The organism is Congzhengia minquanensis (genome assembly GCF_014384785.1).
Taxonomy (GTDB): Bacteria; Bacillota; Clostridia; order UBA1381; family UBA9506; genus Congzhengia; species Congzhengia minquanensis.
The window spans coordinates 75,623-89,186 of record NZ_JACRSU010000001.1 but is presented as its reverse complement, the minus strand read 5'-3'; the positions used below and the strand labels follow the sequence as shown (position 1 = coordinate 89,186).

The 13,564-nt window shown below is 44.5% G+C and carries 14 protein-coding genes; 12 read left to right on the top strand and 2 right to left on the bottom strand.

The window, feature by feature from the left end; translation table 11 throughout:
- The gene (locus H8698_RS00465; protein WP_249310561.1) at nucleotides 1-1,962 is read right to left on the bottom strand and encodes a DUF5050 domain-containing protein; all 1,962 of its coding nucleotides are present in this window, start codon (nucleotides 1,960-1,962) and stop codon (nucleotides 1-3) included.
- A gap of 257 nt (nucleotides 1,963-2,219) precedes the next feature.
- On the opposite strand from H8698_RS00465, the gene rpmH reads away from it, so the two are divergent.
- The 9 genes from rpmH to H8698_RS00420 all read left to right on the top strand — a co-directional run bounded on the left by rpmH (nucleotide 2,220) and on the right by H8698_RS00420 (nucleotide 9,824).
- A complete protein-coding gene (rpmH, locus tag H8698_RS00460) occupies nucleotides 2,220-2,354 on the top strand; it encodes a 50S ribosomal protein L34 (protein WP_249310559.1) in 135 nt (44 codons plus the stop codon).
- Nucleotides 2,355-2,423: 69 nt separating this feature from the next.
- The gene (gene rnpA, locus H8698_RS00455; RefSeq protein WP_177678965.1) at nucleotides 2,424-2,774 is read left to right on the top strand and encodes a ribonuclease P protein component; all 351 of its coding nucleotides are present in this window, start codon (nucleotides 2,424-2,426) and stop codon (nucleotides 2,772-2,774) included.
- A gap of 5 nt (nucleotides 2,775-2,779) precedes the next feature.
- Complete coding sequence (yidD, locus tag H8698_RS00450; protein ID WP_177678963.1) at nucleotides 2,780-3,034, top strand: membrane protein insertion efficiency factor YidD; 255 nt, start codon at nucleotides 2,780-2,782, stop codon at nucleotides 3,032-3,034.
- Nucleotides 3,031-3,924, top strand: a complete 894-nt coding sequence (locus H8698_RS00445) for a YidC/Oxa1 family membrane protein insertase (protein ID WP_249310557.1) — start codon at nucleotides 3,031-3,033, stop codon at nucleotides 3,922-3,924. The genes yidD and H8698_RS00445 overlap by 4 nt, the downstream gene beginning before the upstream one ends.
- 66 nt (nucleotides 3,925-3,990) lie before the next feature.
- Nucleotides 3,991-4,626, top strand: coding sequence for an RNA-binding cell elongation regulator Jag/EloR (gene jag / locus H8698_RS00440; protein ID WP_249310555.1), 636 nt, complete (start codon nucleotides 3,991-3,993; stop codon nucleotides 4,624-4,626).
- Between the two features lie 76 nt (nucleotides 4,627-4,702).
- Nucleotides 4,703-5,974 (top strand): replication-associated recombination protein A, encoded by a 1,272-nt coding sequence (locus tag H8698_RS00435; RefSeq protein ID WP_249310553.1) that lies wholly within the window; start codon nucleotides 4,703-4,705, stop codon nucleotides 5,972-5,974.
- Between the two features lie 2 nt (nucleotides 5,975-5,976).
- Nucleotides 5,977-6,771: a class I SAM-dependent DNA methyltransferase gene (locus H8698_RS00430; RefSeq protein WP_249310551.1), complete on the top strand. Its 795-nt coding sequence runs from the start codon at nucleotides 5,977-5,979 to the stop codon at nucleotides 6,769-6,771.
- On the top strand, nucleotides 6,749-7,909 hold the full coding sequence (gene thiI / locus H8698_RS00425) for a tRNA uracil 4-sulfurtransferase ThiI (protein ID WP_249310549.1): 1,161 nt from the start codon (nucleotides 6,749-6,751) through the stop codon (nucleotides 7,907-7,909). Before H8698_RS00430 ends, thiI begins: the two co-directional genes overlap by 23 nt.
- Before the next feature lies 1 nt (nucleotide 7,910).
- Complete coding sequence (locus H8698_RS00420) at nucleotides 7,911-9,824, top strand: ABC-F family ATP-binding cassette domain-containing protein (RefSeq protein WP_249310547.1); 1,914 nt, start codon at nucleotides 7,911-7,913, stop codon at nucleotides 9,822-9,824.
- On the opposite strand, the gene H8698_RS00415 is transcribed toward H8698_RS00420, so the two are convergent.
- On the bottom strand, nucleotides 9,821-10,648 hold the full coding sequence (locus tag H8698_RS00415; protein WP_249310545.1) for an AraC family transcriptional regulator: 828 nt from the start codon (nucleotides 10,646-10,648) through the stop codon (nucleotides 9,821-9,823). The two genes, H8698_RS00420 and H8698_RS00415, sit on opposite strands and share 4 nt — an antisense overlap.
- A gap of 123 nt (nucleotides 10,649-10,771) precedes the next feature.
- On the opposite strand from H8698_RS00415, the gene H8698_RS00410 reads away from it, so the two are divergent.
- Genes H8698_RS00410 through H8698_RS00400 form a run of 3 tightly spaced genes read left to right on the top strand, consistent with a single transcriptional unit; the run spans nucleotide 10,772 to nucleotide 13,552 of the window.
- Nucleotides 10,772-11,635, top strand: a complete 864-nt coding sequence (locus tag H8698_RS00410) for a sugar phosphate isomerase/epimerase family protein (protein WP_249310543.1) — start codon at nucleotides 10,772-10,774, stop codon at nucleotides 11,633-11,635.
- Complete coding sequence (locus H8698_RS00405; RefSeq protein ID WP_249310541.1) at nucleotides 11,632-12,693, top strand: Gfo/Idh/MocA family protein; 1,062 nt, start codon at nucleotides 11,632-11,634, stop codon at nucleotides 12,691-12,693. The genes H8698_RS00410 and H8698_RS00405 overlap by 4 nt, the downstream gene beginning before the upstream one ends.
- Before the next feature lie 16 nt (nucleotides 12,694-12,709).
- Complete coding sequence (locus tag H8698_RS00400) at nucleotides 12,710-13,552, top strand: sugar phosphate isomerase/epimerase family protein (RefSeq protein ID WP_249310539.1); 843 nt, start codon at nucleotides 12,710-12,712, stop codon at nucleotides 13,550-13,552.
- Nucleotides 13,553-13,564: the final 12 nt, after the last annotated feature.

Here is a 13,564-nt window from a genome sequence, read left to right as displayed (position 1 = left end):
TTATTCGGCAGGCTCAGCATCAGGAGCCTGAGAAACGTTCGCCTGGTCGCCTTCCGGAGTGTCGGTATTCTGGCTGACCCCGTCCTGCGGCGCCTGCGGCGCGGCGTCACTGGTTAACAGCTGCTCAAAGCCTGTACCGTCAGCTTTCACCCTGCACATACCCTGGGTAGCAATGTAAATAATTACGTCGTCATCCAACACATTAAAGATCTGCACTTCGCCAGAAACCAGCTGTTTGATGTCGCCTGTGGCAAAATCCATGGCATAGAGCGCCGGTGCAGCCTGCGCTTCCGATTCACCTGACAGCGAATTTAAATAGTCCTCTCTGTTTAAACCAATGAAGAAAAGCTTGTCGCTGTTGGCATTCATATAAGTAACCATATACTGCTGGCCAAGTTCGGAAACCCCGCCGTCTTTTAAGTTTTTGCGTACGATGGTATAATCCAAATCTGCACCGCTGGAAATCTTGTTGCCTTTGGATGCGTCGTTATACATTCTTACATAGTATAAATCGTCGCCGTTGATTAAGAAAGAAGCAACCGGCACGTCAATTACCACTTGTTTGTCTTTGCCGTTTAGATCCATAGAGTACAGATTATATGCCTGCCACTCGTCTTCATTGTCGGTGAGGTAATAAATTCTGTCGCCGTAAATGGAGCATGCGCTAATGCTTTCCTCGCTGATGAGTTTGGACTTTTTGCTGTCTAAGTCCATCTTATAAAGATGGCGGAATGTTTTCATCTGTCCCTGTGCGGCCAGAGTCTGACATTGTTCTTCCGGCAGTTTGTCCGGATTGTCGTAATCCACCTTGATGTAATACATGGTGTTTCCGAGCACCGAGAGGAACGAAGCGCCCGTGTCCAAAACTGGCTCGATGGTCTGACCGTCTTTCGAGATGCGTTTTACATAGCCGTTTTCAACATCTACAAAATAAATCCAGTCTTTTGTAACGTTTAATGAACCGCCGGCTGCGTCGGTTAAGGTTGTTTTTTCTTTTGAAATTTTGTTTTCTTTAATCAAGTGGAAGTTATAAGACGTGTTATCCAGCGCAAGATAATACACGTTTTCCTCGTCTGAAGCAATCAGCCCGCTCTGGAACATCAGGTTTGCCGGAGTGTTGCCCTGAATATGTTCCGTTACTTCCGCAAGTTTTACGTTGCCGGTTTTTTCATAGTTTTCATAGGCTTTTAAATAGTCACCGCTTTGCAGCGCCTTGTCAGCGCTGGAATTTAACACGGCCCGGTAAATAAAGAAGCCGGCGCAAGCCACAATTGCGGCTGCAATAAGTACGATTAATGCAATCAGCAAGGATTTCTTTAATTTTGCTTTTTTCAGTTCTTTTTCCGCTTTTAAGCGTTCCTCTTCTTCAAGCCTTTGTTTTTCAGCCTCTTCCTGTGCCTTTACAATGGTTTCTCTTAAGGCATCTCTGGAACTGAACTTTGCCAAAACATCGCTTTTCGCCCGTCCGCAGCGAACGCAGTTTTCTGCATCAACAAAGTTTGCCCGTCCGCACACGCATCTCCAATAGTTGCCGTGTTCAGACGAAAAGCATACCGCCTCCGGCACAAACTGGCGCAGAAGCATTGCATCGTCTATAGAGGCTTCCGAATCATCAGCATCAACGGTGTGGTTTTCCGACGGTTCATAGGAGGTGTCATCGGAAAATGTTACGCTGTCAACTACTACAACAAAGTGTTTTGCGTCTTCAATTCCTACCAGGGAAACGGCTTTCGATTCTGCAAAAAATGTTTTAGGCTGTGCGTTTAGCCCGTCTAACGTAACAGGAACTGTTCCTAGCTCACCGCCGTTCGCGTCGTAGGCCAAAACGTGAAAGGTTAAAGCAGCAATTTCCTTTTCGCTTAAATTGAAAAGCTTTAGTAAAAGATAAGGTTCGTTTGTTTCGGAATTGGTTTTTACAATTGTCCCTTGATTTTCAACAGGACAGGACAAATCAATTTGCATAAATGTTCCTCCCAAAAAAATATTCGTCTATAAAGACTTGTACAATGTATTTCATTATATCACAGGATAAAAAAGGATAACAAGTGTTTTATTAAAATTTTACTATTTATTCATATAATTTGCGGGCAATGCGCAAAACAAAATTCTTTAAATTTTGAAAAAGGTATTGACATTTAAAGATTATTTATGTATAATATTCAAGGATACACAGGGAATTTGTGGTGTGCTGTGACAGTTATTTACAGGAGGTGTGGCACTTGCTCAGAACATATCAGCCGAATAGGCGCAAAAGAAAAAAAGATCATGGCTTCAGAAACAGAATGAGTTCTCGTTCGGGTAGAAAGGTTTTAGCCAGAAGAAGACTGAAGGGCAGAAAGGTTTTATCTGCATAACCTTGAATTTATGAACATTTGGTCGCTGAGGGCATTTCTTCAGCGACTTTATTCATAGTTTACAAAAACATGAAAAATACGATAAGTTTAAACAGAAACGAACAGTTTTTATCCGTCTACAGAAACGGAAAAAGGTCATACCACAAATACTTTACGCTGTACTATTTGCCCAACGGGCTTAATCAGAACCGTTTGGGTTTTAGAGTTGGAAAAAAATTAGCCAAAGCCGTGAAACGCAACCGTGTAAGAAGGCTTTTAAAAGAAAGCTACAGGCTTTCGGAAGCAAACATCAAACCGGGATATGATTTGATTCTGGCGGCTCGGGAAGGCAGCCTGACCATTGATTCGCTGGAAGACATTTCGCACATAACGGACAGGCTTTTTGGCCGCGCCGGACTATTCTTGCGCACCGGCAAGTAAAAGGTATGAAAACACTTTTAATTCGATTGATTCGTCTTTATCAAAAATATGTTTCACCGCTGAAAAGACCCTGTTGCCGGTTTTACCCCACGTGCTCGTCCTATGCGATTGAGGCGATTGAAAAGAAGGGCGTAATCCGGGGGGGATTTATGTCGGTATGGCGTGTGCTTCGATGCAATCCGTTTGGAAAAGGCGGATTCGACCCTGTAGAGAAGACGGATACAAACATTACTGGAAAAATTGAAGGAGGAAAATCTTGAACTCTGTTTTTGATATTATCAACGTTCCTCTTGGTTATCTGTTCAAGTGGATTTATTATGTAGTTGGGAATTACGGCTGGACAATCATTTTATTTACGCTTATCATGAAGCTGATTCTGTTTCCGCTCACTTTAAAACAGCAAAGATCAATGAAAAAAACGCAGGCGATTCAGCCGAAGCTTGCTAAAATTCAGGAGAAGTATAAATATGATCAGGAAAAACTGAATCAGGAAACAATGAAGCTTTATCAGGAGGCCGGCGTAAACCCCATGGGTGGTTGCCTGCCGATGCTGATCCAGTTCCCAATTCTGATTGCGCTGTATAATATCATCAGAAAGCCAATCAGCTATGTTATGATGCTGTCGAACGACGTTATCATGCAGATTTACGAGCGGATAAACGGTTCCGCCGCCGCTGATTTTGCCCGGATTGACCAGATTGACCTGGCCAATAAAATGCGGGGCTCCTTCGATAAAGTAGGCGAGTTTATCAGCTCCCACGATCTGATTAATTTTGACTTTTTTGGATTTAACCTGTCGGTTACGCCGACGCTGCAGTATATTTCCGAACATTGGATTTATGTTTTAATTCCGATAGTAGCCGGCGGTACTACGTTTTTAGTGTCCCATATCTCAAACAAGATGAGCGGAATGGCGTCGCAGGAAAATAACCCCACTGCATCCAGCATGAAAGTTATGAACTATTTGTTCCCGTTGATGACAGCGTGGTTTGCGGTTACACTTCCTGCTGGCTTAGGCCTTTATTGGACGGTTTCAAACCTGTTTCAGATTTTGCAGATGTATTTAATGAACAAGCATATCACGGTAGATGTGCCTGTGGACGAGGACAGGCCTGCGCACTACAGAGAGCGTAAGAAAAAGAAGAAATAAGTTGTTCTGGTTTATATTCTGCCCGCGGATATAACCATAAACATCGATTATGCGGGAGGAAAGGCTATGAAATTTGAGATGAGTAAATGTGTAGAAAAATCGGCCAAAACCGTTGATGAAGCTGTAAAGCTCGCTTTAGCGGAACTGGGCCTTGATCGGGATAATGTTGAAATTGAAGTAATTGAAGAGGGCAGCCGAGGGCTGTTTGGGTTAGGCGCGAAAGATGCGGTTGTGAAAGTGACGCCCAACATTAATTTAGAAGGCCGCGCGCGGGAATTTTTAGACAATGTGTTTGTTTCCATGGGGCTGAGGGTTGAACTGGACGTAAAAACAGAAGGCAAAATCATGACGATTAACTTAATTGGAGACAATTTAGGAATTATCATTGGAAAACGCGGCGACACCTTAGATGCTTTAGAGCATTTGGTAAACCTGTGCGTTAATAAAGGCGACGGCGAATATGTGAAAGTGATTTTAGACGCAGAAGATTACCGCGCAAGACGGGAGCAGACGCTGATTAAGCTTGCGAAAAATCTTGCGGCGTCTGTAACGCGAAATAACCGGAAGATTACACTTGAGCCTATGCACTCAAACGAACGGCGGATCATTCACGCTACGCTGCAGAACAATCCGAATGTGGACACGTTCAGCATTGGCGACGAACCTAACAGAAAAGTGGTTATTGCACCGAAAAAGAAATAATTTAAGATTTTTAAAAAGGTCTGTTAAACATTCGTGTTAACCAGGCCTTTTTTAACACGAAAAGGGAGTGATTGATATGACCGGCCCGCTGGCAGACAGAATTAGACCGGAAACATTAGAAGATTTTGTTGGGCAAAGTCATCTGATTGCCCCCGGAAAGCTCCTCTATAATTTAATTCATGCTGGAAAAATATCGAATATGATTTTCTTCGGCCCTTCCGGCACTGGGAAAACTACAATGGCAAATATTGTTGCAAAAATGTCTAATAAACGCTTGTATAAGTTAAACGCTACCAATGCTTCGGTTGCTGATGTAAAAGCAGTGATTGCTGACGTAGGTTCGCTAGGCAGTGAAAACGGCATTTTGCTCTATTTGGATGAAATTCAAAACTTTAATAAAAAGCAGCAGCAGTCCCTGCTGGAGGTGATTGAAAACGGCTCGGTTACGCTGATTGCAAGCACCACGGAAAATCCTTATTTTTATGTGTATAACGCGATTTTAAGCCGTTCTGCGGTGTTTGAGTTTAAGCCGCTGGAAGTGAAAGACATTTTAAAGGCCATACGCCGCGGCGTTTGCATTTTAGAAGACGAGCTGAAGCTGCAAATTGAGTTTTCCGATTTTGCTTTTGAGGCAATTGCCGAAACTTGCGGCGGCGACGTGAGAAAGGCGCTCAATACGCTGGAAATGTGCGTAATGTCTGCAGGTGACACGCTTGACGGCACCCTCCATATTAGTGTTGAAATGGTGGAGCAGGCGTCTTCTAAAAAGGCGTTTCGTCACGACCGGGACGGAGACAGCCACTACGACGTTCTGTCAGCGTTTCAGAAATCTATCCGCGGCAGCGACCCGGACGCGGCAGTGCACTATCTTGCGCGGATTTTAGCCGCAGGCGATTTACAGTCGGCCTGCCGCAGGCTGATGGTAACAGCTTCGGAGGACATTGGTTTGGCGTATCCGGCGGCGGCAAGCATTGTGAAAGCCTGTGTGGACAGCGCGTTGCAGGTGGGCCTTCCGGAAGCGCGGATTCCCCTTTGCCACGCAGTGCTCCTTTTGGCAACTGCGCCGAAATCAAACGCCGTTATTTGCGCCATTGACGAAGCCATGCACGACATTGAATCGGGCGATACAGGAGATGTTCCTCAGCATTTAAAAGATGCACATTACGGCGGTGCAAAAAAGCTTGGCCGCGGAATTGAATACAAATATCCGCATGAATTCCCCAATCATTATGTGAAGCAGGACTATTTACCCGAAAAACTCCGGGGGAAAAAATATTACAGGCCGCAAAACAATAAAAATGAAACGGCCATTAAAAACTACTGGGAACAAATAAAAAAGGACGATTAAAGATGGACGCTTATGGAAAATTTGCCGGTGTGTATGACCGATTGATGCTTGACGTGCCCTACGGCCAAATTGCAGAGCTGATTGACCGGGAAATAAAAGTACAAAAACTTGCCAATCGCATTGTTCTGGATTTGGCTTGCGGGACCGGTACGCTGACCGGCCTTTTGCGTCAAAAAGGATATGAAATGATTGGGGCGGACAGTTCCACAGAAATGCTGATAAAAGCGCGGGAGAAGAATCCCGGTGTGCTGTTTTTAAATCAGCCTATGGAGGAGCTTGAGCTTTATGGCACGGTTGGAGCAATCGTCTGCTGTTTGGACAGTTTGAACTATTTAACGGAGGACGGCGCGCTGAACACAGTTTTTAAGCTTTGCAACAACTATTTGGAGCCAGGCGGACTTCTTCTATTTGACGTGAATTCTGAATATAAGTTTGAGCACATTTTATCAGACAACATTTTTACGTTTGACAGCGAAGACATTTATTACACCTGGGAAAATGACTATTCAGCGGAAGAAAAGCTCTGTGATTTTTATTTGACCTTTTTTGTAAAACAAGGCAATGTTTATGAGCGGTTTGACGAGATGCACACAGAGCGCTGTTATTCAGACGGTGAAATTTGCCGTGCTTTAGAGCAAAACGGGTTTTCTGTCAAGAAAAAATGCGACGGGTTTACAAACAAAAAAGCTACAACCGACAGCGAGCGGGTTTTCTATGTCTGTGAAAACATTGATTCTATACAATTGAAACATTTACAACGCGGAGGTAACGTTTTTGAAACAAATAATCTTGATTAAATACGGTGAAATTATCTTAAAAGGTTTAAACCGCCACACCTTTGAGGACATGCTGATTAAAAACATTTACGCGGCGCTGGGGCCCATTCAGGCAGAGGTTTGGCGCGCGCAGGCGACGATTTATGCCGATATAAAAAACGAAAATGAAATGGACGAGGCCATTTTTCGCCTGAAAAAGGTGTTTGGCATTGTGGCAATCATAAAAGCTTATGTATTGTCAAAAGAGTTTGAACAGTTAAAGCAGGAGGCGCGTGATTGCTTAAAAGAAGAACTGGAAAGCGCGAATACGTTTAAAGTGGAGGCAAAGCGGGCAGATAAAAAATATCCCATGAAGTCGCCGGATATCTGCCGTGAGCTGGGTGGCTTTTTAAGCGACTGCTATCCAAACCTGAAGGTGGACGTAATTCGTCCGGACAAGCTTGTCACGGTGGAGGTGCGGGAAACCAATGTATATCTCTACTGCAACCGCATAAAAGGTTTGGGCGGAATGCCTGTTGGCTCGAACTCCAAAGCGGTTTTGCTGCTTTCCGGCGGAATTGACAGTCCCGTTGCCGGATTTATGGTTGCCAAAAGGGGCGTGGCCTTAGAGGCCGTGCATTTCTTTTCCCATCCATACACCAGCCAGCGCGCAAAGGACAAGGTGCTTGCCCTTGCAAAAATTATTGCGGCCTACACAGGCGGGCTAAAGGTGCATATTGTGCCCTTTACGGAAATACAGCTCGAAATTAAGGAAAAATGCCCGCCGGAACAGTTAACCCTGATTATGCGCAGGTTTATGATGGCCATTTCTGAAAAGGTTGCCCAAAGGGTAAACGCAAAAGCGTTGGTAACGGGAGAGAGCATTGGCCAGGTGGCGAGCCAGACTGTGGAGGCCCTTTGCGTGACGAACGACGCGGTGCATTTACCTGTGTTTCGACCTGTAATTGGAATGGACAAAGAGGAAATTGTAGAAATTGCCCGCAGGATTGATACGTTTGAAACGTCTGTCCTGCCTTATGAGGACTGCTGCACGATTTTTACGCCCCGGCATCCGCTGACAAAACCAAAGCTTGAAAACATTGTAAAGTCCGAAGGCCTTTTGGATTTTGAAGGATTAGTCGCCAGCGCGGTTGCGGGAATTGAGACGATAGAGGTTTAAAATGAATTTACTTGGATTGTCGAAAGTAAATAAATATTTTGGTGAACGGTGTTTGTTTGAAAACGTTTCGTTTTCTGTTGAAGACCACGACAAAGTGGGGCTAATCGGGGCAAACGGAACGGGAAAAACTACGCTGTTTCATATGATTTTAGATGGAGCCGCCCCTGACGGCGGAGATATTTTTGTTCCCAGGCAAACAAAGTTTGGATATTTAGAACAGCATATTGGAACAGACTCTGATAAAAACGTGTGTGACGAGCTGTTAACCATCTTTTCCAGGGTGCAAAAACTGGAAGAACAGATATTGGACGTAACCGGCGCAATTGAGGCAGGAATCGGCAAAGCTGAGGAAAATGCCGAAAAGCTCCACGTTTTAACAGAACAATTTGAAGCGTTGGGCGGGTATACGTATAAAAATTTGGCAAAGTCTGCGCTCCTTGGTATGGGTTTTCAGGAGGAAGACCTTAATAAGCCCTTTTCCGCTTTAAGCGGCGGTGAAAAGACGCGGGTTTGTCTTTGCAAGCTTTTGCTGAGTGAAGCAAATTTGCTGCTGTTAGACGAGCCGACAAACCATTTGGACATTCAGTCTGTTGAGTGGCTGGAGGGCTTTTTGCAAAGCTACAAGGGCGCATTTATTGTGATATCCCACGACCGGTATTTTTTAGACAAGGTAACCAATAAAACTTTTGAACTTGAAAATGCGCGCCTGAATTGCTATGACGGGAATTATTCTGTGTATCAAAAGCAAAAAAAAGAAAACGAGAAATATATTGCCCGGCGGTATGAAAACACCATGCGGGAAATTAATCGCATTGAAGGGATCATTGAACAGCAGCGCCGCTGGAACAGAGAGCGGAATATTAAAACCGCCGAGAGCAAGCAAAAAATGGTGGACAGGCTGAAAGCCGACTTAATTGTGCCCCAGGAGGAGTTAGACAGAATTAAGCCGCGGTTTCAAATTGCAAAAACCGGCGGCAACGATGTTGCGGAAGCTGTAAACCTTTCGAAAGGGTTTCACGGGCGGCAGTTGTTTTGCAATGTGAATTTTCTGCTGAGGAGAAAAGAACGCGCGTTTTTATTGGGTGCCAATGGCTGCGGAAAAACCACGTTATTTAAAATTATGACAAACGCATTAGAGCCAGACAGCGGAAGTGTTTCAATCGGAGCAAATGTTGACATTGGCTATTTCGACCAGACGCAGGAAACGCTGGACCACTCTAAAACAATTTTTGACGAAATCAGCGACGCATATCCGTCGCTTTCCAATACGGAAATCAGAAACGCCCTTGCCGGTTTTTTGTTTGTGGCAGACGACGTGTTTAAGCGCATCAGCGAGCTTTCCGGCGGCGAGCGTGCAAGGCTTATGTTACTAAAGCTCATGCTGAAAAAAGCCAATTTTTTATTGCTGGATGAGCCGACCAACCACTTGGATATTCAATCAAGAGAAATGCTGGAGGACGCGCTTTCAGAATATGACGGCACGATTTTTGCAATTTCTCACGACCGATACTTTATTAATAAGCTTGCCAATCGGATTTTGCTGATGGAAAACGGAGTTGTGATGTCTTTCCCCGGAAACTACAGCTACTATTTAGAAAAGCACGGAGAGGAAGATAAGGCAGACGGAAGCGGCGGAAAAGAAAAAAGCACAACCAGCGGCAAAGAGGACTATCTGCGCAGAAAACAGTTAGAGTCGGAACAGCGAAAGCGCAAAAATAAGTTAGAACAGCTAGAGCGGGACATTGAAGTCTTAGAAAATGACATTGAAGCCGCAAAAGCGGAACTGGAAAAACCGGAAACGGCATCAGACTATGTAAAGTGTGCTGAAATTTCTCAAAAGCTGGACGAAATGAATGAAACTTTGTTAAGCTACTATTCAGAATGGGATACATTACAGGAGAACACAGCAGATTAATCTGCTGTGTTCTTTTTTAAATACTTTGACGGTGTTTGCCCCGTGTAGCGCTTAAAGTTCTTGGAGAAGTAGGATAAATCTTCAAATCCGTTTTTCTCACACACTTCTTTAATGGAATAACGCCCGGTTTTCAGCATTTTTTTTGCATTCTCACATCTGGTTTTGTTGATGAAGGACACAGGGGTTTCGCCTGTCATTTTTTTAAACTCCCGCAAAAAATAATATTTGCTTAAGCCTGCCTCGTTTGCAACTTCATCTAAAGACAATTTTTCGTTGATGTGTGATTTGATATACCCAATTGCAAGCTTCATACTTTCATCCTTCATGGAAACCGCGCTTTGCGGCACAGCAATGGTTTCGGCGCAGTTTCGCGCCAGATAGACCAGCAGGCTTAAAACTGCAGCTTTAATTCCGGCATTTTTATAGGGTTGAAATGCGTGAAACTCCTGAACTACGGTCTCAAACATATCGGCGGCATGGGTTTCTTTCAGCGGCGTTTTGAAAATGATGTTGTCGGTATCTATGTCGTTTGCCATGCAGAACTCGTTGTCTACAATTAAACAGTGGTAATAAACAACCGTTTCAGATGCAATGGCGTGGGGCATATTGGAATTCACAATAAAAAGGTCTCCGACGGCGACGTTAAATATCTGCGTTCCGCAAAACACCTTGCCGCTGCCCTCTGTGAAGTAAAGCAGCTCTATGCTGGGATGCCAATTCATATCAAGGCCGTCTTTTAAGTCTTCTTTATGGATGTCTAAATGGAAGATAAATGGAAGCTGCTTGCTCCCAAACAGATGCGATTCAAAACTTTTTCGTTCCATAAAAGCTCCTTTGCGCAATATCGTCATAAACACGGGCAATATCATTCGTTGATTTTTTACTGATTTCATTATACAATAAATTTGTCAAGAGAGCAACATCATTTTTAAAACAGGAGGGATTTTATGTATCGTTTTCCAATCGGAGTTATGGTAGATTCTTTTCGGACGGACTTTGTTACTGCCGTAACAAAAGCCAGCCAGCTAGGAGCTGAGGGACTTCAGATGTATTGCACAAAAGGCGACTTCGCACCGGAGAACATGACAACTGCAAAAACCGCGGAGGTACTGAATATTGTGAAGTCGCGGGGATTAAAGTTTTCCGCCATCTGCGGGGATTTAGGCCATGGATTTGGTAACCGCGCAGAAAATGCGGAGAATGTTGAAAAATCCAAACGGATAATGGAGCTTGCAAAGATGCTGGAATGTGACATTGTTACCACCCACATTGGCGTGGTGCCGGAGGACAAAAATGCAGAGCGCTATCAAATTATGCAGGAGGCATGTTTTGAACTTGCCAGCTTTGCGGACAGTTTAAATTCCCACTTTGCAATTGAAACGGGGCCGGAAACCGCAAAAACGCTTAAGATTTTTTTAGACGGACTCGGCTCAAAAGGCGTTGCTGTAAACTTAGACCCGGCAAACCTTGTGATGGTGACAGGGGACGACCCAGTGCAGGCAGTTTATACCCTTAAGGATTATATCGTTCATACCCACGCGAAGGACGGGATTAAGCTGAAAGAGTCGAACCCGGAATTTATTTACAGAGTGGTGCACCCCATTCCTCCGGAATATACCGAGGGCGGCTTTTTTAGAGAGGTGCCGCTGGGTGCAGGAACGGTTCCGTTCCCAGAATATTTGGCGGCTTTAGAGGACATTGGATATGAAGGTTTTTTAACTATTGAGCGCGAGTGCGGCGATAATCCTGCAAGGGATATTAAAATTGCCGTGGATTATTTAAAAGAACTGACAGGGAGCGATAAAAAATGAAAAAGCTAAGAATTGGAATGGTTGGCGCGGGAAACATTGCTAACGTTCACTTAAATGCCTATCAAACATTGGACAATGTAGAGATCGCGGCAATTTGCGATATTAACGCCGAACGGCTTAATGAGACAGCCGACTTATTTAATATTGAAAAAAAATATGCAACAGAGGCAGAAATGCTGGCAAACGAACAGCTAGATGCGGCCGATGTGTGTGTGTGGAACTGTAATCATGCAAAATGCACCATTGACGCTCTTGACGCAGGGCTCCATGTGCTGTGTGAAAAGCCCATGGCATATTCCGTGAAGGAAGCAGAAGAAATGCTGGAGGCTTCAAAACGAAACAATAAACTTTTAATGATTGGCTTTGTGCTTCGGTTTGACCCGGAAAGCGGCATTGCAAAGGACTTTGTCGACAATGGATATCTGGGAGACATCTATTACTCAAAAGCCACCTATTTAAGACGGCACGGTTCGCCCGGTGGTTGGTTTTCCAATAAGGAACTGTCCGGCGGCGGCCCGGTAATTGACTTGGGCGTGCATGTAATTGATCTGACAAGGCAGCTGATGGGAAACCCGAAACCAATTAGTGTTTTTGCCTCCACGTCTGACCGTTTAAAAGACAGAAAATATTTAAAAACGAATGTAGGCTGGATTCCGAAAGATGCAAAGCCGGACGACCCCTTTAATGTGGAAGACTTTGCGGTTGCCATGATTAAATATGAAGACGGCAAAACCACTTTATTGGAAACCAGCTACAGTTTAAACGGCGAGCAGACCACGAAAAAAGAACTGTTTGGAACAAAAGGCGGAATTAAGATTGACGCAGATGGAATGAAAATTTATACGGAATGGAACAACTTTTTGGCAGACGTTACGCCGCATACGGAAAACTACAAGTTTGGGAAAGAAATGTTCACCGCAGAAATGGAGCATTTTGTGGATTGCGCTTTAAACGGCACACCCTGCAAAGCCCCGGCAGAAGACGGCGTGGTGATTATGAAAATTTTAGAGGCGATTTATGAATCTGCCCGCACAGGCCATGAAGTGCTGTTAAAATGAGAAAGGTTGGATTAGCATGAAAATAGGTGTAAGTTCTTATTCCTTTTCACAATATATTAAGAGTGGAAAATTAACACAGCTAACCGCGGTTGCAAAAGCGAAAGAGCTGGGGTTCGATGCCATTGAATTTACAGAACTCATGCCGCCGGAGGGGGTTTCGCAGGCGGAATATGCAAAACAAATTAAGGCGGAGGCGAACAAATGCAGTATTGAAATTTCAGCCTATTTAGTGGGGGCAAATTTGGCGCAAAAGGACAACAGTGCTGAAATTGAGCGGCTTAAAACAAGTCTTGATGTGGCAAACGCGCTTGGCGCAAAGCTTTTTCGGCACGATGTAATGTATGGTTATGACGTTTTCAGGTCGTTCGACCAGGCGCTGCCAACACTTGTTGCAGCAATCCGGGAGGTAACGGAATATGCCCAAACGCTGGGCATTCAAACAATGACGGAAAACCACGGCTATATCTGTCAGGACAGCGACCGCGTGGAGCGGCTGGTGAACGCTGTCAATCATCCCAACTTTGGAACGCTTGTTGACATGGGCAACTTTTTGTGCACCGATGAAGATTCGGCCAGAGCGGTGTCGAAGGTGGCAAACCTGGCGTTTTTGGTTCATGCAAAGGATTTTGTAAAAATTTCGTTTGCAGACCGCAAAAACGATGAGGGTTATTTCGAAACCCGGGGCTGCAACTGCCTGAAGGGAACAACGGTTGGGCAGGGAATTGTTCCCGTTGCCCAGTGTTTGGCAATTTTAAAGCGGGCTGGGTTTGATGGCTTTGTAGACGTGGAATTTGAAGGGACGGAAGATTGTGCGACTGCCCTTTCAGAAGGATTAGCATTTTTAAGAACAATTATTTGAAAGGTGAGAAAA

Excerpts from the sequence above, each read along its gene's own strand:
- yidD (WP_177678963.1), top strand. The coding sequence starts at position 2,780 with ATGAAAACACTTTTAATTCGATTGATTCGTCTTTATCAAAAATATGTT.
- H8698_RS00465 (WP_249310561.1), bottom strand. The coding sequence starts at position 1,962 with ATGCAAATTGATTTGTCCTGTCCTGTTGAAAATCAAGGGACAATTGTA.
- H8698_RS00400 (WP_249310539.1), top strand. The coding sequence starts at position 12,710 with ATGAAAATAGGTGTAAGTTCTTATTCCTTTTCACAATATATTAAGAGT.
- H8698_RS00405 (WP_249310541.1), top strand. The coding sequence starts at position 11,632 with ATGAAAAAGCTAAGAATTGGAATGGTTGGCGCGGGAAACATTGCTAAC.
- rnpA (WP_177678965.1), top strand. The coding sequence starts at position 2,424 with ATGAAAAATACGATAAGTTTAAACAGAAACGAACAGTTTTTATCCGTC.
- jag (WP_249310555.1), top strand. The coding sequence starts at position 3,991 with ATGAAATTTGAGATGAGTAAATGTGTAGAAAAATCGGCCAAAACCGTT.
- H8698_RS00420 (WP_249310547.1), top strand. The coding sequence starts at position 7,911 with ATGAATTTACTTGGATTGTCGAAAGTAAATAAATATTTTGGTGAACGG.
- H8698_RS00410 (WP_249310543.1), top strand. The coding sequence starts at position 10,772 with ATGTATCGTTTTCCAATCGGAGTTATGGTAGATTCTTTTCGGACGGAC.
- H8698_RS00435 (WP_249310553.1), top strand. The coding sequence starts at position 4,703 with ATGACCGGCCCGCTGGCAGACAGAATTAGACCGGAAACATTAGAAGAT.
- H8698_RS00430 (WP_249310551.1), top strand. The coding sequence starts at position 5,977 with ATGGACGCTTATGGAAAATTTGCCGGTGTGTATGACCGATTGATGCTT.
- H8698_RS00415 (WP_249310545.1), bottom strand. The coding sequence starts at position 10,648 with ATGGAACGAAAAAGTTTTGAATCGCATCTGTTTGGGAGCAAGCAGCTT.